The organism is Flavobacterium sp. RSP49, from assembly GCF_003968735.1.
Taxonomy (GTDB): Bacteria; Bacteroidota; Bacteroidia; order Flavobacteriales; family Flavobacteriaceae; genus Flavobacterium.
This window is the reverse complement of record NZ_RYDN01000004.1, coordinates 18501-43931: the sequence shown is the minus strand read 5'-3', so window position 1 is coordinate 43931 and position 25431 is coordinate 18501. Positions and strand designations below refer to the sequence as shown.

Annotated in this window: 17 protein-coding genes; 14 read left to right on the top strand and 3 right to left on the bottom strand. The window is 36.3% G+C overall.

What is annotated here, in order from left to right:
• Positions 1–55: 55 nt before the first annotated feature.
• The 5 genes from EKM02_RS03425 to EKM02_RS03405 all read left to right on the top strand — a co-directional run bounded on the left by EKM02_RS03425 (position 56) and on the right by EKM02_RS03405 (position 7810).
• Positions 56–2344 carry a T9SS type A sorting domain-containing protein gene (locus tag EKM02_RS03425; RefSeq protein ID WP_126452102.1) on the top strand — a complete coding sequence of 763 codons (2289 nt, stop codon included), beginning with the start codon at positions 56–58 and terminating at the stop codon, positions 2342–2344.
• 53 nt (positions 2345–2397) lie between these two features.
• Positions 2398–3111, top strand: coding sequence for a DNA repair protein RecO (recO, locus tag EKM02_RS03420; protein WP_126452100.1), 714 nt, complete (start codon positions 2398–2400; stop codon positions 3109–3111).
• Positions 3112–3285: 174 nt separating this feature from the next.
• Positions 3286–6738, top strand: a complete 3453-nt coding sequence (ileS, locus tag EKM02_RS03415) for an isoleucine--tRNA ligase (protein ID WP_126452098.1) — start codon at positions 3286–3288, stop codon at positions 6736–6738.
• Between the two features lie 6 nt (positions 6739–6744).
• Complete coding sequence (locus EKM02_RS03410) at positions 6745–7125, top strand: TraR/DksA family transcriptional regulator (RefSeq protein WP_126452096.1); 381 nt, start codon at positions 6745–6747, stop codon at positions 7123–7125.
• An 85-nt stretch (positions 7126–7210) separates the two neighbouring features.
• Positions 7211–7810, top strand: coding sequence for a lipoprotein signal peptidase (locus tag EKM02_RS03405; protein WP_126452094.1), 600 nt, complete (start codon positions 7211–7213; stop codon positions 7808–7810).
• A 66-nt stretch (positions 7811–7876) separates the two neighbouring features.
• Here EKM02_RS03405 and EKM02_RS03400 read toward each other — a convergent pair whose 3' ends face one another.
• Genes EKM02_RS03400 through EKM02_RS03390 form a run of 3 tightly spaced genes read right to left on the bottom strand, consistent with a single transcriptional unit; the run spans position 7877 to position 9686 of the window.
• Entirely contained in the window at positions 7877–8074 is a 198-nt protein-coding gene (locus EKM02_RS03400; RefSeq protein ID WP_126452092.1) for a hypothetical protein, read from the bottom strand.
• A gap of 36 nt (positions 8075–8110) precedes the next feature.
• Positions 8111–8674, bottom strand: coding sequence for a 5-formyltetrahydrofolate cyclo-ligase (locus EKM02_RS03395; RefSeq protein ID WP_126452090.1), 564 nt, complete (start codon positions 8672–8674; stop codon positions 8111–8113).
• 49 nt (positions 8675–8723) lie between these two features.
• The gene (locus EKM02_RS03390) at positions 8724–9686 is read right to left on the bottom strand and encodes a succinylglutamate desuccinylase/aspartoacylase family protein (protein WP_233588534.1); all 963 of its coding nucleotides are present in this window, start codon (positions 9684–9686) and stop codon (positions 8724–8726) included.
• A gap of 127 nt (positions 9687–9813) precedes the next feature.
• On the opposite strand from EKM02_RS03390, the gene uvrC reads away from it, so the two are divergent.
• The 9 genes from uvrC to EKM02_RS03345 all read left to right on the top strand — a co-directional run bounded on the left by uvrC (position 9814) and on the right by EKM02_RS03345 (position 25376).
• Complete coding sequence (gene uvrC / locus EKM02_RS03385; protein ID WP_126452088.1) at positions 9814–11613, top strand: excinuclease ABC subunit UvrC; 1800 nt, start codon at positions 9814–9816, stop codon at positions 11611–11613.
• Between the two features lie 74 nt (positions 11614–11687).
• Positions 11688–13886, top strand: coding sequence for a patatin-like phospholipase family protein (locus tag EKM02_RS03380; protein WP_126452086.1), 2199 nt, complete (start codon positions 11688–11690; stop codon positions 13884–13886).
• A gap of 182 nt (positions 13887–14068) precedes the next feature.
• Positions 14069–15226 (top strand): homogentisate 1,2-dioxygenase, encoded by a 1158-nt coding sequence (locus EKM02_RS03375; RefSeq protein WP_126452084.1) that lies wholly within the window; start codon positions 14069–14071, stop codon positions 15224–15226.
• 248 nt (positions 15227–15474) lie between these two features.
• On the top strand, positions 15475–16635 hold the full coding sequence (gene hppD / locus EKM02_RS03370) for a 4-hydroxyphenylpyruvate dioxygenase (RefSeq protein ID WP_126452082.1): 1161 nt from the start codon (positions 15475–15477) through the stop codon (positions 16633–16635).
• 292 nt (positions 16636–16927) lie between these two features.
• Complete coding sequence (locus EKM02_RS03365) at positions 16928–17698, top strand: DUF3108 domain-containing protein (RefSeq protein WP_126452080.1); 771 nt, start codon at positions 16928–16930, stop codon at positions 17696–17698.
• Positions 17698–18633, top strand: a complete 936-nt coding sequence (locus EKM02_RS03360; RefSeq protein WP_126452078.1) for a tryptophan 2,3-dioxygenase family protein — start codon at positions 17698–17700, stop codon at positions 18631–18633. Before EKM02_RS03365 ends, EKM02_RS03360 begins: the two co-directional genes overlap by 1 nt.
• 21 nt (positions 18634–18654) lie before the next feature.
• Positions 18655–19875, top strand: coding sequence for a peptidoglycan DD-metalloendopeptidase family protein (locus tag EKM02_RS03355; protein WP_126452076.1), 1221 nt, complete (start codon positions 18655–18657; stop codon positions 19873–19875).
• Between the two features lie 178 nt (positions 19876–20053).
• Positions 20054–21703, top strand: coding sequence for a glucose-6-phosphate isomerase (pgi, locus tag EKM02_RS03350; protein ID WP_126452074.1), 1650 nt, complete (start codon positions 20054–20056; stop codon positions 21701–21703).
• A 379-nt stretch (positions 21704–22082) separates the two neighbouring features.
• Positions 22083–25376, top strand: coding sequence for a TonB-dependent receptor (locus EKM02_RS03345; RefSeq protein WP_126452072.1), 3294 nt, complete (start codon positions 22083–22085; stop codon positions 25374–25376).
• The last annotated feature ends 55 nt before the right edge of the window (positions 25377–25431 follow it).

The following is a 25431-nucleotide window of genomic DNA, read 5'->3' as shown; positions in this document are numbered from 1 at the left end:
AAAATGCTAAGACTTTCGTTTGTTCTATATTTGTAATCCAATAGTCATACAGATAATGAACAAGAGTATTTTATTTTTTTTACTGCTACTTTTTGTGCAAATGGGTTTTGCTCAAAACGATTTGTCGTGGCAGGGATATTTCTCCTATAATGAAATAAAAGATATGTCCGTATCTGCAACAGCCGTTTTTGCTGCTTCTGAAAATGCGTTGTTTTCTAAAAACACAACCAGTAATATAATCAAAACCACCAATACAGTAGACGGACTCTCTGGACAAACCATTTCATCGGTATTTCATAGTACGGCCTCGAATAAAACAATTGTAGGATATGAAAACGGACTGCTAATCGTGATTAATGAAGCCGATGGAAGCATGCTCAATATAGTCGATATTATCAACAAACAACTTCCTTCGAATATAAAGAAAATCAACCATTTTATGGAATTTGAAGGAATAGCTTATCTCTCGTGTGATTTTGGTATTGTCCAATTTAATTTGGCTACCATGCAATTTGGAGACACTTATTTTATTGGGAATGCCGGTGCCGAAATCAGTGTGAGCCAAACCGCATTGTACAATGGTTTTATTTATGCTGCCACAAATAATGGAATAAGAAGGGCTGCTGTTTCTAATAAGAATCTAGTCGATTTTAGCCAATGGACCACAATAGCCTCTGGAATCTGGTCTGGCATCACAACCGTAGGTTCAAATCTGTATGCTGTGGACGCTTCAGGATACATTCATAAATTTAATTCGGATGCAGATTCGTTTGCGGGATCTGTCCGGCTGTCTCAACCTGCATTGGATATGAGAACATCGGATGGTTATTTAGTAGTTACAACTTTAAGCAGTATATATATTTATAATAACCAAATGGCATTGGTACGTCAAATAAACACCAATCAACTGCCGGAACCCAATATTAGTTTTACGTGTGCTACTGTAATAGGAGACACTGTTTTTATTGGAACAAAAGAAAACGGATTGACTACCACTAGGCTTTCTTTGGGTGTAACTTTTGAAAACATAACACCCATTGGTCCGTCAAGAAACAATATCTTTTCGCTTCAGGTGGCGCCCAGCTCGCTTTGGGTGGTTTACGGAGATTATACGTCCGATTATAATCCTTATCCGTTAGATGGTTATGGGATTAGTAAATTTAGCGCCACAGGATGGTTGAATATTCCGTATGAAGCAGTTTTAGGAGCGCAATCAATGACCAGAATTATAGTTAATCCAAGCAATGAAAACGAAGTGTATGCCAGTTCTTTTTTCTCCGGACTGTTGAAAATAGAAAATGACATACCAAAAATTTTGTACAATCAAACCAATAGCGGCTTAGAGTCATTAACCTTTGCGGGGCCTAATTATAAAGACATCAGGATTAATGGAACCGCATTTGACAAAACAGGAAATCTTTGGGTTACCAATAGCCGAATAAAAAACGGATTGAAAGTCTTGAGGCCATCGGGTCAATGGCAAAGCTATGCGATGGATGCTATTTTGGACTCACCAAATGATAATAATTTTGGGACAATTGCAATAGATAGAAATGGAACCAAATGGCTTTCTACGAGCGGTGATGGTGTGATTGGTTTTAACGAAAGTAACACTAAATTTAAAAAAATAACAACAGGCGCCGATTTGGGGAATTTACCAGTTTCGGATGTTCGAACTATCGCAATAGATACCAGAAACCAGCTCTGGATCGGTACTACAAAAGGGTTGCGAATTTTGTCAAATGTAAGTAGTTTTCAATCGGATGACCAGATGACGACCAATCCCATAATTATTACAGACGATAATCTGGCCCAAGAATTGTTATACGAACAGTTTATTACGGATATTGCTGTAGATGGTGCCAATAACAAATGGATTGGAACGGCTGATTCCGGTTTGTTTTTAGTCTCGCCAAACGGTCAGGAAACCAAATATCATTTTACAATAAGCAACTCGCCGTTGCCCAGCAATGTGATCAATGACATTGAGATCAATAGTGCTACGGGCGAAGTTTTTATTGCTACTGCAAAAGGGCTGATTTCTTTCAAAGGAATTGCAACTGCTGCTAATGATGATTTAAGTAACGCGTATGTGTATCCAAATCCGGTTCGACCAGAATACCAAGGAACCGTTAAAATTGCCGGATTACTGGATAAAGCCAACATTAAAATCACTGATATTGGAGGAAATCTGGTTTATGAAACCACTTCCGAAGGCGGAACAATAGAATGGGATACCACCGCCTTTGGGAAATATAAAGTGGCTTCCGGGGTGTATATGATTTTTATTTCGGCACAAGACGGAGTGGAGACCAAGGTCAAAAAAGTAATGATAATTAGATAATCTAAAGGAATGAATTTTCAATCTTTAAATTTTTCAATCTTTAAATTAAAATTGTGCTCGTAAAAACCAAAGCCATCGTCCTTTCATCTTTAAAATTTCAAGAAAAAAGCTTGATTGTTAAATGTTTTACGCTGTCACATGGCTTGAAATCGTACTTTGTTCGAGATGCTTTTTCGAGTCGAAAATCAAATCAAAAAATCGCTTATTTCCAACCCTTAACCATTCTCGAAATTGAAGCAGTTCATAAAAACAAAGGTGCTTTAGAAAATTTCAAGGAAATAAAAATCGGGACTCCTTTTCATTCGATACATTCGGATATTTATAAGAGTACGATCGTGATGTTTATCTCCGAAATGCTGCACCATTCGATCCATGAAGAAGAAGAAAATGAGCCTCTTTTTAATTTCCTTGAAGCTGCTTTGCATTGGCTGGACAATCATGATGAAACTGCCAATTTTCACCTAATCCTATTATTAGAAACCACCAAATATTTAGGCTTTTATCCTGACATTTCCGATATGGATATGCCTTTTTTCGAAATGAACGAAGGAATTTTTACACCTTTTCATGCCATCAGTTCGCTCACAGAACACGAAAGCAATTTGTTTAAAAAACTGATTGATTTAAAATTTGATAACAGTCAAAAGATATTTCATGTCATCGAACGGCAAATCGTTTTAAGAATACTGATCGATTACTACAGTTTTCACTTGGACGGCTTTAGAAAACCAAAATCACTAGATGTTTTAAAAGAGGTTTTCTCCTAAAATCTTGGGCGTGCCCCTACGTAAAAACTCCGGGTCGGGCTGTCCGCTGTATCTTTTATTCCGTAAACTCCATAAAAGGATGCCGCTTCCATCTCTCACGCAAAAACTCGTAACTCATAACTCATAATTCATAACTATTCCTTACTTTCGCACCTCGATTTAGAAAAGGATAAAATGAGCACAAAATTTACTGAATACAAAGGACTTGACTTACCAACTGTAGCGTCAGAGGTACTTGATTTTTGGAAGAAGGAAAACATATTCGAGAAAAGTGTAACCACTCGTGAAGGAAACACCCCATTCGTGTTTTTTGAAGGGCCGCCTTCGGCAAATGGATTACCGGGAATTCACCACGTAATGGCACGCGCCATTAAAGATATTTTTTGCAGATATAAAACTCAAAAAGGGTTTCAAGTAAAGCGTAAAGCCGGCTGGGATACGCATGGCTTGCCGGTGGAATTAGGAACCGAAAAAGAATTGGGAATCACCAAAGAAGATATTGGAAAAACCATTTCCATCGAAGAATACAACGAAGCGTGCAAAAAAACCGTAATGCGTTATACGGATGTATGGAATGATTTGACCGAAAAAATGGGCTATTGGGTTGATATGGAAGATCCGTATGTGACCTATAAATCCAAATACATGGAAACGGTTTGGTGGATTTTGAAACAAATCTACAACAAGGATTTGATGTACAAAGGTTACACTATTCAGCCTTATTCCCCAAAAGCAGGGACAGGATTGTCATCTCATGAAGTCAACCAGCCAGGAAGTTATCGTGATGTAACGGATACGACTGTTGTGGCACAATTCCTCACCCCAGCCCTCTCCAAAGGAGAGGGAGAAGAGAATGATATTTACAAAGCATTCGGACTCAACTCCCTCCCCTTCAGGGAGGGTTGGGGTGGGGATTTTTATTTCCTCGCTTGGACGACAACGCCTTGGACATTGCCAAGTAATACCGCTTTGACTGTAGGTCTAAAAATTGAATATGCTTTAGTAAAAACATTCAATCAATATACATTTCGTCCGGCAACATTGATTTTGGCTAAAAAATTAGTTGCAAAACAATTCGGGAAAGGGTTCTTTGAAAGTACAGAACCTGCTGATTTTGAAAATTTCAAAGAAGGCGACAAGAAAATTCCGTATCAGGTTTTAGCAGAATGCAAAGGAGCTGATTTAGTTGACATTCGGTACGAACAATTAATGCCATTGGTGCTTCCATATCAAAATGCTGAAAATGCTTTTAGAGTAATTTCAGGAGATTTTGTAACTACCGAAGATGGAACAGGAATTGTACATACCTCACCTACTTTTGGTGCTGATGATGCAAGAGTAGCAAAAGAAGCTACGCCAGAAATCCCGCCGATGTTGGTGCTGGATGAAAATGGAACTCCGGTTCCCTTAGTAGATTTACAAGGAAAATTCACCTCACATGTGGGCGAATATGCCGGTAAATATGTGAAAAATGAGTATTATAACGATGGCGAGGCACCGGAACGTTCCGTAGATGTTGAAATTGCCATTCGATTAAAAGAAGAAAACAAAGCCTTCAAAGTAGAGAAATATGTGCACAGTTATCCGCATTGCTGGAGAACCGATAAGCCGATTTTATATTATCCATTGGATTCCTGGTTCATAAAAATCACGGAGGTTAGAGACAGAATGTTCGAACTGAACGAAACGATTAACTGGAAGCCAAAATCGACTGGAGAAGGACGTTTTGGAAACTGGATAAAAAATGCCAATGACTGGAATTTATCGCGATCCAGATTCTGGGGAATTCCATTGCCAATTTGGAGAACTGAAGATAAACAAGAGGAAATCTTAATTGGTTCTGTTGAAGAATTATACAACGAAATTGAAAAATCTATCGCTGCAGGTTTCCAAAAAGAAAATCCTTTTAAAGGTTTTGAAATTGGAAATATGGCTGAATCCAATTACGATTTAGTTGATTTGCATAAAAATGTAGTCGACGAAATCACCTTGGTTTCTGCTTCCGGAAAACCGATGACGCGTGAAGCGGATTTGATTGATGTTTGGTTCGATTCTGGTTCCATGCCTTATGCGCAATGGCATTATCCTTTTGAAAATAAAGATAAAATAGACGCAAACAAGGATTTCCCTGCTGATTTCATTGCTGAAGGAGTGGATCAAACGCGTGGTTGGTTTTATACTTTACATGCCATTGGGACATTAGTTTTTGATAAAGTAGCGTACAAAAATGTAGTTTCTAACGGATTGGTTTTAGACAAAAACGGACAAAAAATGTCTAAACGTTTAGGCAATGCCGCTGATCCATTTGAAACATTAAAAGAATACGGTCCAGATGCAACGCGTTGGTATATGATTTCGAATGCGAATCCTTGGGATAATTTGAAATTCGACTTAGAAGGAATTGCGGAAGTTCGTAGAAAGTTCTTTGGAACCTTGTACAATACGTATTCGTTCTTTAGTTTGTATGCCAATATTGATGGTTTCAAATATGAAGAAGCAGAGATTCCATTAAACGAAAGACCTGAAATTGATCAATGGATTATCTCTGAATTGAATACTTTGATAAAAGATGTAGATAGCTATTATGCAGATTATGAGCCAACGAAAGCGGCTCGCGCAATCTCTGAATTTGTTCAGGAAAATTTGAGTAACTGGTACGTTCGTTTGTGCAGAAGACGTTTCTGGAAAGGAGAATACGCACAAGACAAAATCGCGGCATATCAAACTTTATATACGTGTTTGTTAACCATAAGTAAACTTGGTGCACCAATCGCTCCGTTCTTCATGGACAAACTTTACAGAGACTTAACTGTAGCAACACAGTCGGAAAAATATGACAGCGTACATTTGGCCGAGTTTCCAATTTCGGTTGAAAACTATGTTAATAAAATGTTAGAGAGCAAAATGCAGAAAGCACAAACCATTTCATCATTGGTTTTATCACTCCGAAAAAAGGAAATGATCAAGGTGCGTCAGCCGTTGCAAAAGGTAATGATTCCGGTGCTTGACGACAACCAAAGAGTCGAAATTGAGGCTGTTTCTGACCTGATAAAAGCAGAGGTAAACGTGAAGGAAATCGTACTTTTGGATGATGCTTCCGGTGTTTTGATAAAACAAATTAAGCCTAATTTTAAGGCGCTTGGACCCCGTTTCGGAAAGGATATGGGGATGATTTCTAAGGAAATACAGGGGTTTTCTGCAGCACAAATTAGTCAATTGGACAAGGAAGGAAGTCTAAGTATTGTTATTGCAGGAAATACCGTAATTTTAACACAAGAAGATGTCGAAATTACCTCACAGGATATTGAAGGCTGGATAGTAGCAAACGCTAACGGAATAACGGTTGCGCTGGACATTACAATTTCACCAGCATTAAAACAAGAGGGAATTGCCAGAGAATTAGTAAACAGAATTCAGAATATTCGTAAAGATTCCGGATTTGAAGTTACGGATAAAATTAAAGTGCAACTGAAGAGAAACGGACTTTTAGAACAGGCAATTTTAGAAAATGAAGCCTATATAAAATCAGAAACACTAACCAGTGAATTGGTGTTTGCAGATGAAATAACAAACGGTACGGAAATAGCGTTTGATGAAATAAAAACAATGATATTAATTTCAAAATAATATAAGATGACAGATGAAATTGCAAGATATTCTGATACTGATTTAGCAGAATTCAAAGAGATAATCCTCGGGAAAATTAAAAAAGCACAAGCTGATTTAGATCTGATAAAAAGTGCATACATGAATGATTTAAATAACGGAACCGACGATACTTCGCCAACTTTTAAAGCCTTTGAAGAAGGAAGCGAAACGATGTCTAAAGAAGCAAACTCTCAACTGGCAATTCGTCAGGAAAAGTTTATTCGGGATTTGAAAAATGCCCTTTTCCGTGTCGAAAATAAAACGTACGGAGTGTGTAAAGTCTCTGGCAAATTAATCGGGAAAGAAAGATTGAAAATTGTCCCTCACGCTACAATGAGTATTGAAGCAAAGAACTTGCAACGATAAACTACTAGTTAAACAATATTTAACGCTCCGTTGGGAGCGTTTTTTTTGATTAAATTGCTATTTTTGCGCCATTAAAATTTATAAAATGTCATTACGAAAAGCGTATCTCCTTATTTTTATTTTACTGCTTGTTGATCAAGTCACTAAAATCTACATCAAAACTAATTTTATCTTAGGGGAAGAAGTCGAAGTATTCAAATGGTTCAAAATCCTTTTCATTGAAAATGAGGGAATGGCATGGGGAACAGTAATTCCGGGGGTTTACGGAAAATTATTTTTAACCCTTTTTAGATTGGTTGCTGTAGGCGGAATTGGGTACTGGCTATGGGATTCTATAGAAAGGAAAAATAGTTCTAACTATCTAATTGTTGCCATCTCATTGATTTTGGCAGGTGCTTTTGGGAACATCATCGATTCTGTTTTTTACGGAATTATTTTTGATGACAGTCAGCAAGAAGTGGCTACTTTATTCTCAGATCAACCTTATGGAACGTGGTTTCACGGAAGAGTGGTAGATATGTTTTACTTTCCTTTTTGGCATGGAAATTTACCTAGTTGGTTGCCAATTTGGGGCGGAAAAGAATTTACGTTTTTCAACGCTATTTTTAATGTTGCCGATATGGCGATTTCAACAGGAGTTGGAATCTTGATTTTCTTCAACAATAAAGCTTTTCATCACGAATAGGTTCGACGTTTTTTATAACATACAAAAAGACCTGTTCCTGATTTGAGCAAGTCTTTTTTGTTTGTATTAATTTTTATTGTGTCCGGGGGCATATTGTTTAGCGCTTTTCCCTCCATATATTTTTTTTGCTTGACCTGGAGGTAGTTTTTTAGCTTTATAGGATGATCTGCTGGTTCCAGTGTGAATACTGCAGCTTGAAAAGGAAACTGCAAAAAGAATGACCATAACGCTTACGGCAAATCTTGAATTTTTGAATGTTTTCATAAGTTAAGTGGATTGTATCAGTTGCAAAAGTACGGATTAAAATTTATAAACTTGATTCGGATTCACACAGTAATCCAGTTGTACATCGCCTTCAAAAACGTCAGTAATCAATTCTTCGGAGTCAAAAAAGGAAAGTCCAATTTTGATTGTATCCGGTTTGCACTCTGATAAAAATGTATCGTAAAACCCTTTGCCATAGCCCACACGATGTCCTTTTTTGTCGAAAGCCAAAAGCGGAACAAAAATCACATCGATTTTAGTAGAAGGAACTTCAATACCATCTACCGGTTCGGGAATGTTATATTCATTTTTTTTGATTCGGGTATTATCAGTCAAAAGAAAATGCGTCATCTTTCTGGTGGCAAAATCAGCTTTGGAAACAATAATCTCTTTATCTTTTCCAGATAATATGTGAAGAATAAATTCTGTATTAACCTCTTTTTGTTCTGTTATGGGAAGGAAAATATGAAAATAGGTTTTCTCCCAAATTGGAATCGCTAGTATTTTATTGGCGATAGCCAAACTCTTTTCCTCGATTTTATTTTCGGAAAGGAAGTTCCGTAAGGCTTTGTATTTTTTCCGTAAGGCTGTTTTATTCATGTTTTATTATTTTGAACCGGATGCAAAAGTATGGATTGTATACTCGTATTTAAAGAGAAAGATGGTAGATGGCATCACCCTGGTATACGATGGGCGCATCATTTACATTAAAAATATAACCTGAATTGGGTGCTTTTACTTTGTGTTCAACCTTTCCGTAAGGATCAGAAATCGAGCCCAAGAGTTGTCCTTTTGTTACGTAATTACCAATTTTAGTATGACCGTGAAACATCCCGGAGTATTTGGCTCTGACCCAAACGGATTTTTCTATATAAATGGTCTCTTTTTCAGGGGTTATGGTTTTTTTCTTTGCATTTAACATCCCCAGATGATGCAATATTCGTTTAGAACCTTCAACTCCTTCCTGTGTGACCGCTTCATCTATGTCAATGGATTTTCCGCCTTCAAACAGCAGCATTTTTACCCCCAATTTGTTACATGAATTTCTAAAAGTTCCGGGAATGTTTTTTGAAAACATCGTAAAAGAGGTGTTAAAAATGTCCGATAAGGCTTTCAGTTCTGGATTATTAGGAACAATACGAATTTGTGGGGCATTGAAGCGACTGGCGCCACCGGAATGAAAATCAATTACATAATCTACATGTGGAATAATTTCTTTAAGTAAATTATACGCAAACCGGCTTGCAAGTGAGCCCGTTTTACTGCCAGGGAATACCCGGTTTAAGTCCCGTTTGTCTGGAAATTCTCGGGATTGATTCACGAATCCAAAGACATTAATCACGGGAATACAGATAATGGTTCCTGTTTTTGGTTTATTGATTTTTTGTACAATCAGCTGGCGTACAATTTCGATCCCGTTAATTTCATCTCCATGAAGCCCCGCGGTGAATAACACGGTAGGCCCGTTGATTTTTGACCGTTCCACAATTATTGGAATTTTCAGTTTGGTCATGGTATGGAGTTTTGCAATTTCCATATTGATGGTTTTGCTGTCTCCCGGTAAGATGGGCTCTTTTAAGATCGTTATGTTTTTAGGTTCTCGTATATTCATAGAAAGTTTAAAGGCTAAATTTAGAAAATTATTCGGGAAGAAATAAGAAGTGCGTCATTTTTCGCTTTTGAAAAATGTTATTTGTATTTTTGGAGTGCAAAATTAAATTAAAAAGAATCAATCTAAAATGCTACTTCCTTCACTTGAACTCCAAATCCAAACCTTACCTGATAATCCAGGCGTATACCAATATTACGACAAGGAAGGGAAAATTTTGTATGTAGGCAAAGCCAAAAATTTAAAAAAAAGAGTTTCTTCGTATTTCAATAAAATTCATGACACGGCCAAAACCAATGTGCTCGTTAAGAAGATCGTGACCATAAGACACATTGTGGTTCCTACGGAAACCGATGCCCTTTTACTTGAAAATAACCTAATAAAAACCTTGCAGCCGCGCTACAATGTGTTATTGCGGGATGATAAAAGTTATCCGTGGTTGTGCATCAAGAAAGAACCTTTTTCGCGCATATTTGCGACTCGCAGAATGGTCAAAGACGGGTCGGAGTATTTTGGGCCGTATACTAGTTTCAAAACCGTCAGCACTATTTTAGAACTGATCAAAGAGTTGTATCCGCTTAGAACTTGCAATTATGATTTGAGTAAAAGCAATATTGAAAGTGGAAAATTCAAGGTGTGTCTTGAGTATCATATTGGTAATTGTATGGGGCCTTGCGAAGGATTAGAAACTTTAGAAAATTACCAAAAGCAAGTGGATGCGATTCTAGAAATTCTAAAAGGAAATTTCAAAGAAAGCATGAAGGATTTCAAGCGTGTGATGACCAATCTGGCCGCCGACATGCATTTTGAAGAAGCGCAAAAAATCAAAGAAAAAATAAATATTTTAGAGAATTACCAATCGCGGTCTACGATTGTAAATCCAAAAATCACTAATATCGATGTGTTTTCAATAGTTTCGGATGAAAGTGCGGCTTATGTGAATTTCCTTCAAATTTCGCACGGTTCGATTATTCGTTCGCACACGATGGAAATCAAAAAGAAACTTGACGAAACCGATGAAGAATTACTGGAATTAGCAATTATTGAACTGCGGGAACGTTTTCAATTGCTGTCGCGTGAGATAATCGTACCGTTTCCTGTTGATTTGGGGGAGAATATAAAAGTAACCGTTCCGCAATTAGGAGATAAAAAGCAAATTTTGGATTTATCCATTCGCAACGCTAAGTTTTACCGAATTGAACAACTCAAACAACTGCAAATTGTAGATCCAGACCGTCATACAAAAAGGATTATGGCACAAATGCAAAAAGATTTGCGATTGCCTGTAGAGCCAAGACATATTGAATGTTTTGACAACTCGAATATTCAAGGAACAAATCCTGTAGCGGCTTGTGTGGTTTTTAAAGATGGAAAACCCAGCAAAAAAGACTACCGCCATTTTAATATTAAAACAGTCGAAGGACCGGATGATTTTGCTTCAATGACCGAAGTGGTTTATAGAAGGTACAAACGATTGCTGGACGAAAAGGAACCGTTACCGAATTTAATAATTATTGACGGTGGAAAAGGGCAATTGTCATCAGCGCTGAAGAGTCTTGACGAATTGGGTCTTCGGGGAAAAATAGCCATAATTGGCATTGCCAAAAGGCTCGAAGAACTTTTTTATCCGGGTGATTCTATTCCGTTATATTTAGATAAAAAATCAGAAACCCTTAAAATAATCCAGCAATTACGCAACGAAGCGCACCGTTTTGGGATAACGCATCACCGGGATAAAAGGAGTAAAGCAGCACTGAATTCTTCGATAGAATCCATTCCCGGTATTGGCGAAAAAACGATGCTGACCTTGATCCAGCACTTCAAAAGTGTTAAAAGATTGAAATTAGCAACAGAAAAAGAAATTTCGGACGTTATAGGTGTGTCTAAAGCCAAAAAAATTACCGAATTTTACAAGGCAATAGATCAATGATTAATCTAGAATATCTAAATCTGGACAAATAATACCCAATGGCGTCCAGTTTTAGTACTACCAAATTGCTGCTTATGAAGAAAATCGCACTAATATTTCTTGTTTTTACTAGTTTGATGGTGTTTTCGCAGGAGCAAAAAAGACCCAAAGTAGGCTTGGTTTTAAGCGGTGGTGGTGCAAAAGGATTTGCTCATATAGGAGTCCTTAAGGTGTTAGAAGAAGCAGGTATCAAGATTGATTACATAGGCGGAACCAGTATGGGTGCGGTTATTGGAGGGTTGTATGCTTCAGGTTACAACGCGAACCAGATCGATTCTATTTTTCAAGCGACCGATTTCAATGAATTAATAAATGATTTTATCCCCAGGTCTTCTAAGAATTTTTACGAAAAAAGAAACGACGAATTGTATGCTTTGGTTTTACCGTTTGACAAATTCAAAATAGGAATTCCAGAAGCTTTGTCTAAAGGAATCTACAATTATAATTTATTGAGCAGAATTACCAGAAACGTTAGACACATCAAAGATTTTAACCAGCTTCCAATTCCTTTTTTATGTATTGGAACTAATATTGAAACGGGAGAGCAAGTGGTATTGAACAAAGGGAATCTGGCACAGGCCATGATTGCCAGTTCCGCATTTCCCTCCTTATTTTCTCCGGTTGAAATTGATGGAAAAATTCTGGTCGATGGCGGCGTTGTTAATAATTATCCTATTGAAGAGGTGCGAAAATTAGGTGCGGACATCATTATAGGAGTTGATGTTCAAAATGATTTATTAGACCGAACACAACTCAAGGATGCTACTAAAATTTTGGTTCAAATCACCAACCTTCAATCTATAGAGCGAATGAAAAGAAATGTAACGGATACCGATATTTATATTAGACCAGACGTTACACAATATGGTGTGATCTCATTTGACAAGGGAAGGGAAATAATAAGAAAAGGGGAGGAAGCAACATTAGGCATTTATGAACAACTCAAACAACTTGTTGATGTGTCCAATCCCTATACAAAACCCAAGTTAAAACTACTGTCAGACAGCCTGCAAATAAGATCAATAAACAGCAATGAATTAAAGAATTACACGAAAGAGTATGTCATAGGGAAGCTAAGATTTAAGCCCGGAGTAAAAACGTGCTATGATGATTTATTAAGAGGCATTAATAATATCAATGCAACCAAAAATTTCAGCTCTATCTCATATTCATTGGAACCTAATAAAGGAGGTGTAGACCTGAACATAAATTTAGAAGAGAATTCAACAAAAACCTATTTAAAATTTGGCCTGCATTATGATAATTTATTCAAAAGTGGCGTTTTGGTAAATTTGACCCGTAAAAAAACACTTTTTAAAAATGATATAGCCTCTCTGGATATTGTTTTAGGAGATAATATTAGATATAATTTAGATTATTACATTGAAAATGGATTTAATTTGAGTTTTGGTTTTAAATCTAATTACAACCAATTTAATAGGAATGTAGCCAAAGAAATAAGCAGTACAACGTTTAATAATCCTGATATAAATTCGATTAATATAAATTTTACGGACTTGACAAATCAAGCATATTTCCAGTCTTTATTTGTTCAAAAATTTCTTATAGGAGGCGGAGTCGAACTCAAATATTTAAAAATAAAATCAGAAACACTCGCCAATGTAAATCCAATAATTGACAACAGTAATTACTTCAGTCTTTTTGGCTACATGAAATTTGATTCTTTTGATAATAAATATTTCCCTAAAAAAGGATGGTATTTTACTGGTGATATTCAAACCTATTTGCTGTCGTCTAATTACACGGGTGATTTTCAACCGTTTTCTATTGCTAAAGCCGATTTTGGTGTAGCTGCAACTTTATTTAAGAACGCTACAGTAAAATTCCAAACCGATGCCGGGTTTTCTTTTGGTCAGGAAAGCGTTGCTTTCTTTAATTTTATTTTAGGGGGATATGGGTATAATCCGCTTAATAATTTCAAATATTTATATGGATACGATTATTTAAGTGTGGCCGCTAATAGTTATATAAAATCAACAGGAACGATAGATTACGAGTTTTATAAAAAAAATCATATCAATTTTTCGGCAAATTTTGCTAATATTGGAGATCAGATTTTTGAGACCGTGGATTGGGTTTCAATTCCAAAATATTCTGGCTATGCCGTAGGATATGGTTTAGAAACAGTCATTGGACCTATAGAAATAAAATATTCTTGGTCCCCGGAACAACCAAAAGGATTTACATGGTTCAGCATTGGGTTTTTGTTTTAATTGTAATTTATTTCGATAATAATTCCGATATTTGTTATAATGAAAACAAAATGGCTAGATTTATTAGAGCATCTTCAATTCCTTATCAAGAGAAATCCTGAGTAAGCACCTTTTTTGATTTATCATAGCACATTATAAAGTAATCTCAACTTTAATCTGTTACACTTTTAAACAAAAAAATCATGCCTTTATACCACAAATTAGGAAGTTTTCCTCAAAAAAGACACACACAATTCGAAAAACCAAATGGTGGTTTGTATTACGAACAACTCTTTGGAACAGAGGGTTTTCATGGCCATTCTTCCTTATTATATCACGTTCACAGGCCTACGCAAGTCAAGGAAATTCTTCGTTCGTATTCGGTTGAGCCAAAAATTGCCATTGGAAAAAACATCAAATCATTACTGCTAAAAGGTTTTGAGTTAAGGCCGGAGGACGATTTTCTGGACAGCCGCAAAGCCATGTTGATCAATAAAGATTGTATTATAGGACTAGCCGCGCCAAGACAATCCTTACGAAGTTATTTCTATAAAAACGCCGATGCTGATGAAATGATTTTCATACACAAAGGAAAAGGAAAATTGCGCACCATGATGGGAAATATTCCTTTCGAATATGGCGATTACTTGATTATTCCTCGCGGAATGATTTACCAAATTGATTTTGAAACTTCGGAAAACAGACTGTTTTACGTCGAATCATTTGCTCCTTTTTACACGCCGAAACGCTATAAAAATGAATCAGGTCAACATTTAGAACATTCGCCATTTTGCGAGCGCGACTTTATTTTACCAACAGAATTAGAAACGCATGATGAAAAAGGTGATTTTCTAATAAAAATCAAGAAAGAAGGAATGATGCATGAATTCGTTTATGCCACGCATCCCTTTGATGTAATAGGTTGGGACGGTTATAATTTTCCATACGGATTTAGTATTCATAATTTCGAACCTATAACAGGTCGGGTACACCAGCCACCACCAGTTCATCAAACTTTCGAAACTTCAACTTTTGTCGTTTGTTCGTTCTGTCCACGATTGTACGATTACCATCCAAAATCCATTCCTGCGCCTTACAATCACAGTAATATAGATAGTGATGAGGTTTTGTATTATGTAGATGGGGATTTTATGAGTCGCAACAATATAGAGCAAGGTCACATTACATTGCATCCAAAAGGTATTCCTCACGGACCGGCGCCAGGTGCTATGGAACGCAGCATTGGTCATACAGAAACCCACGAATTAGCGGTTATGGTTGATACTTTTCGCCCCTTAATGGTCACCGAAGAAGCGATGGGGTTGGACGACGGCCAATATTATAAATCTTGGGTAGAATAAGTCATTGCGAGCAACGAAGCAATCACACGTATATATAATAATAAGGAAGCTATTTCCTGCTGTACACTTTATCTTTTCCTGGCTAAAGAAGCCAGAAAAAGGTAGTTGCGAGAGCAATTCGACCATCAGGACTAGGGCTTTAGAGTAAACAGCAACATAATTTTAAATTAATACATCCCTGTACATCTGTTTTATCCGCGCCAACCGCGTTCCAAAACTAGAGATGCCGAATCAAAAAATAAATCACAATGAGCAAAGAAGTAAAATCAGTAGAATACGGACTCGAAAAAATATTTGAAGGAGCACAAGATTTCCTTCCGTTATTAGGAACCGATTATGTAGAATTCTACGTAGGAAATGCAAAACAATCCGCACATTATTATAAAACGGCTTTTGGGTATCAGTCTTTGGCGTATGCCGGACTAGAAACCGGAGTGCGAGACAGAACGTCGTATGTGTTAAAACAAGATAAAATCCGTATTGTATTAACTACGCCATTAACACAAGATTCTCTCATACATGACCATTTAAGGAAACATGGAGACGGTGTTAAAGTAGCCGCGCTTTGGGTAGAAGATGCCAAAAGTGCGTACGAAGAAACCATGAAACGTGGGGCGCGTTCTTTTATGGAGCCAACCGTTGAAAAAGATGAATTTGGAGAAGTAATACGTTCTGGAATTTATACCTACGGCGAAACGGTTCATATTTTTGTGGAGCGTAAAAATTATACGGGCGTTTTCCTTCCGGGTTATAAGGAATGGAAATCCGAGTATAATCCGAAACCAACAGGTTTGAAATACATCGACCACATGGTGGGAAATGTGGGCTGGAACGAAATGAATACTTGGGTAAAGTTCTATGAAGATGTAATGGGATTTGTAAATTTCCTTTCTTTTGATGACAAACAAATCAATACGGAATATTCAGCGTTGATGAGCAAAGTAATGTCAAACGGAAATGGAAGAATCAAATTTCCAATCAACGAACCTGCCAAAGGAAAAAAGAAATCACAAATTGAGGAATACCTAGACTTTTATGGTGGGCCTGGAATTCAACATATCGCTATAGCAACGGACGATATTATCAAAACAGTATCGCAACTCAAAGCAAGAGGAATTGAATTTTTGTCTGCTCCTCCACATACCTATTATGAAGCCATTCCGGAGCGATTGGGCGATCACATGAAAATGATGAAAGAAGATTTGAACGAAATCGAGAAACTGGCCATCATGGTAGATGCCGATGAAGAAGGGTATTTGTTGCAAATTTTCACAAAACCAGTACAGGACCGGCCAACCTTGTTTTTTGAAATTATACAAAGAATGGGTGCCAAAGGTTTTGGAGCGGGGAACTTTAAGGCACTATTTGAATCAATTGAGCGAGAACAGGAATTACGAGGAACGTTGTAAAAAAGCATTATTTTTACATATTGTGAAAAAATAACCAATAAACAACATGTTTTTTTGTAAATGTTGTGTTAAACTTTTTTTTTAACAAATATAAGTGGGTTTGTTAACTACCTTTGCACTCGCAAAAAGGGAAGGGGTGGTTTCCTTCCTGATTTCATATAAATTTCATAGTTTATAGTTTTTTGGTTAGTTAATAGCATAAAAACTCAGTCATTATTTGACTGAGTTTTTTTGTTTTGATATATTTGGAACAAAATTTGCTAATAGAGTTAATAAACGGGTAAATTAAGTGATGAAAAAACTATTCTTATTCTTTGTGTTGATTATAACAGTAAGCTTTGATTCTCCTCAGGAAGATGCTTACGGAGTGGGTGAGTGGTTCAAATTCAGGATACACTATGGAATAGTCAATGCCGGTTATGCTACGCTGGAAGTAAAAGAGGCCAGTTTAAACAACAAAAAAACGTTTCATGTTGTTGGTAAAGGATACACCACAGGGATGTCTCGTTTTTTCTTTAAAGTAAATGATTTATACGAAAGCTACATTGATAAGGAAACAGGAAATCCGTACCAGTTTGTTCGAAAAATTGATGAAGGGGGCTATACTAAAAATCAAGAAGGATTTTTTGACCAATCTACAAATAGAGTTGTTGTAAAAGATTATAAGCATAAAACCGAAAAAACACTTTACATTCCAAAAAACACTCAGGATATTTTATCTGCCTTTTATTATTTAAGAAACTATCCTACTATCGATAAATTGAAAATTGGTGATTCAGTGGCAATCGATATGTTTTTTGATAACGAAACTACTAAATTCAAGCTAAAGTTTATTGGACGAGAAAATATTACCACTAAATTTGGCGTTGTTTCGGCTATGATTTTTAGACCTTTGGTACAATCAGGACGCGTTTTCAAAGAGCAAGAAAGTCTTACTGTCTGGATTTCGGACGATGACAATAAAGTGCCGCTGAGGATAAAAGCCAGTCTGGCAGTAGGGTCAATCAAAGCAGATATTGAAGGATACAGAGGATTGAAAAATCCTTTTAAAACAAAAAAATAATGAGCATTAAAGACAATTCAGAGGCTATTTTAAAAGAAATTGAGCTTAAATATGAAGCGATAAATCAAAAAACAGAAACACAGCTCGAAGGATTATTGTGGTCCAAGCCAATCACCTATTGGGATTATATTCAGACAGATGCCCTGTTGAATCTTCAAATTCAGAGAACGACGCTTCCGGACGAAATGGTTTTTATCATGTACCACCAGGTTAATGAATTGATATTTAAAATGATTCTCTGGGAGATGCAGCAAATTTCCTATTGTAAAAACATTAGTACAGTATTTTTCACAGAGCGATTAATGCGAATCAGCCGTTACTTTGACATGTTAACCACATCTTTTGATATTATGGGAAATGGAATGGAAGTGGAGCAATACATGAAATTTAGAAACACACTAACTCCGGCCAGCGGCTTTCAAAGTGCGCAATACCGCTTGATAGAATTTTCATCAACTGACCTAATAAATCTGATAGATCATCGTTATAGAGATACCATCGACAGGAATACGACGTATGAGTTTGCACTAGAGCATTTGTATTGGCAAGCAGCCGGAAAAGAGCATCAAAGCGGTAAAAAATCATTTTTACTGGAGGAGTTTGAAAAAAAATACAAGAAGGAATTCTTAGCTCATATGGAGGAATACAACACCATTAATATTTGGCAAAAATTCAAACAATTACCGGAAACAGATCAGAAAAATCCAGAACTAGTTCAAGCGATGCGTCATTATGACCATACGGTAAATATTACTTGGGTAATGCAACACCTTAATACAGCAAAAAAATATATAGATCAGAGCGGTAAAGGCGATGGTGAAGCTACTGGCGGGAGTGACTGGAAAAAATACATGCATCCAAAATATCAAAGAAGAATTTTCTTCCCGGAATTATGGAGTAGCCACGAATTAGAAAATTGGGGAGTAGAAATGTAGATTGAATAAAAAAAACAAGATTTGAAACAAATATTTATAATTATAATAGTACTTTTTTCTTTAGTATCATGTAATAAAAAAAAGGAAATCGTGCCGGAAAAAGTAGTGAAAATTGTTCCTAAAAAGAGTGCGTTTGGGTTTATTCTTGCGGATTTTAATATCGTTAATGATACTATCGAAAGGGGAGATACTTTTGGAACCATTATCCAAAATCAGAATATTGGGAAACGAAAAGTATATGATATTATTGCTAAAGTGAGAGATTCGTTTGATGTAAGAAGTATAAGAATCAACAGGCCTTTTACGTTGTTGAGATCCAAAGATAAAAAACATAATTTACAGGCTTTTATTTATCAACCCGATGCGCTGAGTTATTACGTTATTGATATGCGGGACACAGCGGTAGTTGTTTATAAAAAAACTAAGCCCATTACAATTAGGCGACGCACCATTGGTGGCGTTTTGAAAGAATCCTTGTCTGCAACATTGGGTAATGCCAAGATTGAAGGGGCTCTAGCAAATAAAATAGCTAAAATTTATGCGTATTCTATTGATTTTATGAAACTCAAAAAAGGAGATCGTTTTGCGATAACGTTTACAGAGCGCTTTATAAATGATTCCGTTTATGACGGAGTCGAAGAACTGGAAGCCTCTTTTTTTGAATACGGAGGAAAAATTATTTATGCCTTTCCCTTTGCGCAGAACCCCAATTCAGATAAAATTCAATATTATAATGAAGAAGGGAAAACACTAAAAAATTTCTTTCTTAAGTCTCCAATAAAATTCAGTAGAATTTCGTCAAGATTTTCAAACAGTAGATTTCATCCGGTTCAGCACAGATGGAAAGCGCATAAAGGAACGGATTATGCCGCACCACGCGGAACTCCTATTACCGTTACCGCTGGCGGTGTTGTGGAGCAAAGTGGTTTTACTGCCGGAAATGGAAATTATGTAAAAGTAAAACACAATGGAACCTATTCTACACAATACCTGCACATGTCAAAAATTTTGGTAAGACGCGGTCAACGGGTCAGTCAGGGACAAGTCATTGGTTTAGTTGGGAGTACAGGGCTGGCAACAGGGCCGCATGTATGTTATCGATTTTGGAAAAACGGGAGACAAGTGGATGCATTAAGACTTAAATTACCGAGTGGAGAACCTATGAATGGCGCTAATAAAAGTCGGTTTTTGACACAAATAACGCCCTTGAAATTTGAACTGGACAGTGTGGCTAACCTGTAAATAACAGTTGTAAAATCATCACAGTTTTTTCAAAAAAGACGAGTTGCTTAGTGTTAGTCCCAAAAAACACTGGGATCTTGTTATATTACTATAGTTTAATATAATGCAAAACCATTTTTCATTAATACTAATTTGAGTATTTTTGCTCAAATTTTAACAATACTAGAAATTCTTACACATGGCTTTAAATACTATAAACCCTACTGAAACGAGTGTTTGGAAGAAACTTGAAAAACATTATGCCAAAATGCAAAAAGCATCTTTGCAAGAATTATTTCAATTGGATACTGAGAGAACAGAAAAATTTAATTTAAAATGGAATGATTTTTTAATTGATTATTCTAAAAACAATATCAATCAAGAAACGATTCAGCTTTTGCTTGAACTGGCTGATGAAGTTGGACTTAAAACAGCTATTGCTGATTATTTTGAGGGTGCACCAATCAATCAAACGGAGAACAGAGCCGTACTGCATACCGCCTTGCGGGTCAAAGAAACAGCAGTTATAAAAGTGGATGGAGTCAATGTAGTCCCAGAGGTATACCAGGTAAAACACAAAATAAAAAAATTCACGAACGAAGTCACTTCAGGAGAAAGAACAGGTTTTACAGGGAAGCCGTTCACTGATGTGGTCAATATAGGTATAGGAGGCTCGGATTTAGGGCCTGTTATGGTTGTTGAGGCATTGCAATTTTATAAAAATCATTTAAATGTTCATTTTGTTTCTAATGTGGATGGGGATCATGTAAATGAAACCATAAAAAAACTAAATCCGGAAACAACCCTTTTTGTGATTGTTTCCAAAACATTTACAACTCAGGAAACACTGACCAACTCTGAGACCATTAGAAAATGGTTCTTACAAACCGCTACTCAAGAGGATGTAGCCAAGCATTTTGTGGCAGTTTCCTCCAATATTCAAAAAGTAACAGCGTTTGGAATCAATCCAGACAACGTATTCCCTATGTGGGATTGGGTTGGCGGAAGATTTTCTTTATGGAGTGCCGTTGGACTTACGATAAGTTTAGCCGTAGGATATGATAATTTTGACGGATTGTTAAAAGGAGCCAATGAAATGGATGACCATTTCAAAACTGCCGATTTTGATCAAAACTTGCCGGTTACGTTAGCGTTATTGAGTATTTGGTACAACAATTTTTTTGGTGCCGAAAGTGAAGCTTTGATTCCGTACACGCAATACTTACAAAAATTAGCCCCCTACTTGCAACAAGGAACAATGGAAAGCAATGGTAAAAGTGTGGGTCGGGACGGGAAACCGGTCAATTACCAAACTGGGACGATCATTTGGGGAGAGCCGGGGACTAATGCACAACATGCTTTTTTTCAGTTAATTCACCAAGGGACAAAACTGATACCTGCAGATTTTATTGGATTTGTAACTCCGCTATACGGCGACTATGATCATCATGATAAACTAATGTCTAACTTTTTTGCACAAACAGAAGCATTAATGCATGGAAAATCCAAGGAACAAGTACAAGCTGAATTTGATACACAAGGAATTTCAGCTGATAAAGCAAAATTCCTTTTGCCATTTAAAGTTTTTACAGGCAACAAGCCAACGAATACTATTTTAATCCAAAAGCTGACCCCCGAATCCTTGGGCTCTTTGATTGCTTTGTACGAGCATAAGATTTTTGTACAAGGAGTGATCTGGAATATTTTTAGTTTTGACCAGTGGGGAGTTGAATTAGGAAAACAATTGGCTAATTCTATCTTGACAGAAATTAATACAAAAACGGTTGAAACGCATGACAGCTCTACCACTTTTTTATTGAATCATTTTTTGAAAAATAAACAGGAGTAAATAGGTCACTGATTTTTATGATTTTATCAATTTTCATTTAAGGCAGATTACTGCTCTGTTTTTGATGGAGGTATAAAACACTAAAAGCCCTGAATTTAGCTAATTCAGGGCTTTTAGTGTTTAAGTAACGCTGTTAGAGCACTTTTTTTAAATTTGTGTTATTTTTTTAGTATTTGCAATTGGTAATTAGGTGTGAATAGTTTAAAACAAAATGATTTTAATTGTACAATCTCGTTTTTTTTAATTAAAAAAAACGAGATTGTTGTTTTAAGATAAAAATTCTGTATCAGAGAAATGCTATTCTTAACGTTATGTTAACTTATTAAAAGAAAAATGTTATATTTTTGCCAAATATTAATAAACTAAACAAAAAACAAAAATGAAAAAAATTATTTTTATTTTAATTATTTTTTTATCAGTTGTTGGTCATTCGCAGGTTACTAGTTCTGCTATGTCTGGTATTGTTAAATCAGATACTGGAGAGACTTTGCCTGGAGCGTCAGTAGAAATTGTTCACAAGCCTACAGGAACGAAATATTTTTCAACTACTGGTTCTGATGGTGGATATGCTGTCCAAGGAATAAGACCAGGTGGACCTTACACTGTAAAAGTCACGTATATTGGTTACAAAACAACTGAAATCACAGAAATTACTGCTCCTTTAGGGAATAATTTAACTGTAAATGTAGTTGTTCAGGAAGAGTCTAATGTTTTGAGTGAAGTTATAGTCTCAACAAAATCAAAAGGGAATTTCAATAAAGGAAGAACTGGAGCATCTCAACAATTTTCTAACAGAGAAATCACTGCCGTACCAGTAACAGGTGCGCGTTCCATAAATGCAATTACTAAGTACAATGCTAATGCAGGTAGTAACGGTACTTTTGGTGGTCAGGATTCAAGATTGAACAATTTTACTATTGACGGATCTGTTTTTAATAATGGTTTTGGTTTAGGTAGTGACTCACAAGCCGGAGGAAGAACCGGTTCTACAGCTATTTCATTAGATGCTATTGAGCAATTACAAGTAAATATCGCTCCTTATGACGTACGTCAATCCGGATTTTTAGGTTCTGGAATCAATGCGGTTACCAAAAGTGGAACGAATGAGGTGGAAGGGTCAATATACAACTCATTCCGGAGCAACAAAAAAGACTTCATAGGAAGTAAAGCAGGAGAAAGAACAGTAGTACCTGGAAAATTTGAAGAAAAAATTTGGGGTGCCAGAATTGGAGCACCAATCATTAAAGATAAATTATTTTTCTTTGGGAATGTTGAAACTATAGAGAACATTAGTCCGGCTACTACTTGGACATCTACAGGTTCGCCACAAGCAAGTGCGCAGGTTTCTAGACCTACTTTCGAACAAATGCAGACACTTTCAAATTTCTTGCAAGATAAATTTAATTACACTACTGGTCCTTGGGAGAATTATGATTCAGAAAGGATTTCAAAAAAATTCCTAGCCAGACTTGACTGGAATATTAATGATAATCATCAATTAACTGCTCGTTATGTATTTCATGATTCAAGTTCTGATGAATTAACATCGAACTCAAATTCATTAGGTTTTGGAAACAGAAGAACAAGTCCTCTTGCTATGTCTTTCAAAAACAGTGGATACGTTATTCAAGATAATACTAGATCAGTAGTTTTAGAATTGAATAGTAAACTAAGCAATTCTTGGTACAATAATTTTATAGCTGGTTACGATAAGCAAATTGAAGACAGAGCATTACAAGGTGGTGGGTTATTTCCAACAATTGATATTTTGGATGGGTCTACTACAGCTATCTCGGCAGGTTTAGATCCGTTCACTCAAGGAAATAAACTTTCGTATTCTACTTTACATTTTACAAATAATTTGACTAAAACCATAGGAAAACATTCTTTATTGTTTGGTGCTAACTTTGAGTATTTCAAATCAAGCAACTTGTTTTTCTCTGGTTCAAATGGTGTTTACACTTTTAATTCACTTTCTGACTTTTATGCAGCAGCTAATCAATCTGCAAACACTGGTGGCATTCCATCAACAACGGCACTTCCTGCACGTCTTCAATTCAGATATTCTGCATTGCCGGGTGCTCAAGAGCCATTACAAATTTTCAAGTCAAACAAATTAGATTTGTACACGCAAGATGAAATGAAATTGAGCGATAGATTTAAATTAACAGTAGGTATTCGTGCTTCAGCAGTTTGGTTTGCTGATACAGCTCTTGAGAATCCTGCAGTTACTGCATTAACTTTTGGGCAAGGCCAAAAATTTAATACAGGAGAAATGCCTGATACACAGTATTTGTTTGAGCCAAGAGTTGGTTTCAACTTAGACTTAAATGGCGATGCAAGTACTTTACTTCGTGGAGGTAGTGGTGTTTTTACAGGAAGAGCACCTTCAGTTTATTTATCTAATGCAATTGGTAATAATGGAGTGCTTACAGGTTTTGTTGATGTAAGTGGTTCGGCACTAGCTACAGGTGGGTATGGTTTTACTCCAAATCCTAATGAGTATTTCATTCCGGATACCCCAACGCTTCCTACTACTTTTGAATTGGCTTTTAGCGATAAAAAATTCAAATTTCCTCAAGTTTGGAAAACAAATATAGCGGTTGATCAAAGGCTTCCTTTTGGTTTTGTAGGTACAGTAGAAGGGATTTTTCAAAGAAATATTAATGCGATACATTATTATAATGCTAATTTTGATGCGCCAGTTGGAACTTTCAGCGGTCCGGATAACAGACCAAGATATGCTCGTACCGATGGAGGTGTTCGTGTTAATGATAATGTTTCCAGTGCCGTTGTTTTAACAAACACGGACAAAGGATATTTTTATTCTTCAACCTTTAAATTAGAGTATCCATACAAAAAAGGGCTATGGGGATCGTTTGCATACACGTATTCAAGTGCTAATGATTTGTTATCTCCGGGTTCTATTGCTTCTGGTTCGTGGACGGGCGCTAGATCTGTAAATGGAAATAACGACTTACCTTTAGCATTATCTAACAATAATACACCACATAGATTAGTTGGTATTTTAGGATACAAAATTGAATACGGTAAAAATGTAGGGGCGGCAACTTCAATCAATTTAGGATACATTGGAGAACAATCCGGACCGTTTTCCTATTCTTACGGGGGTGATATGAATGGTGACAAAGTAAATAACAATGACTTGATTTATGTCCCTAAAAATGCAAATGAAATTCGTTTTCAATCACTTTCAGTAACAAATGGGACTGTGACAACAGTCTACACTGAAGCGCAACAACAACAAGCTTACGAATCCTATATCAATCAAGATGATTACCTTTCTACTAGAAGAGGGCAGTATGCAGAGAGAAATGGAGGAGTTTTACCTATGCTACATAGATTAGATTTATCAGCAACTCAAGATTTTTATATTACAATTGCGGGTAAAAAGAATAATTTTCAATTCAGAGCTGATATCCTGAACTTTACTAATTTCATTAATAAAGATTGGGGAGTTACACAACGAGTTACAAATACAAATGTTTTGAACTACAGAACAACGACTACGAATGTTCCTTTTTATCAATTAGCGACTCAAGTAGAAGCTAACGGAACTCGAGTTTTAATAAAAGACACTTTTCAAAAAAATGCTTCAACTTTTGATGTTTGGCAAGCACAATTTACACTAAGATATATTTTTGGTAAATAGGAGTAATTTAAGTATTTGAATATTTAAAACCACGTTGAGAAACGTGGTTTTTTTA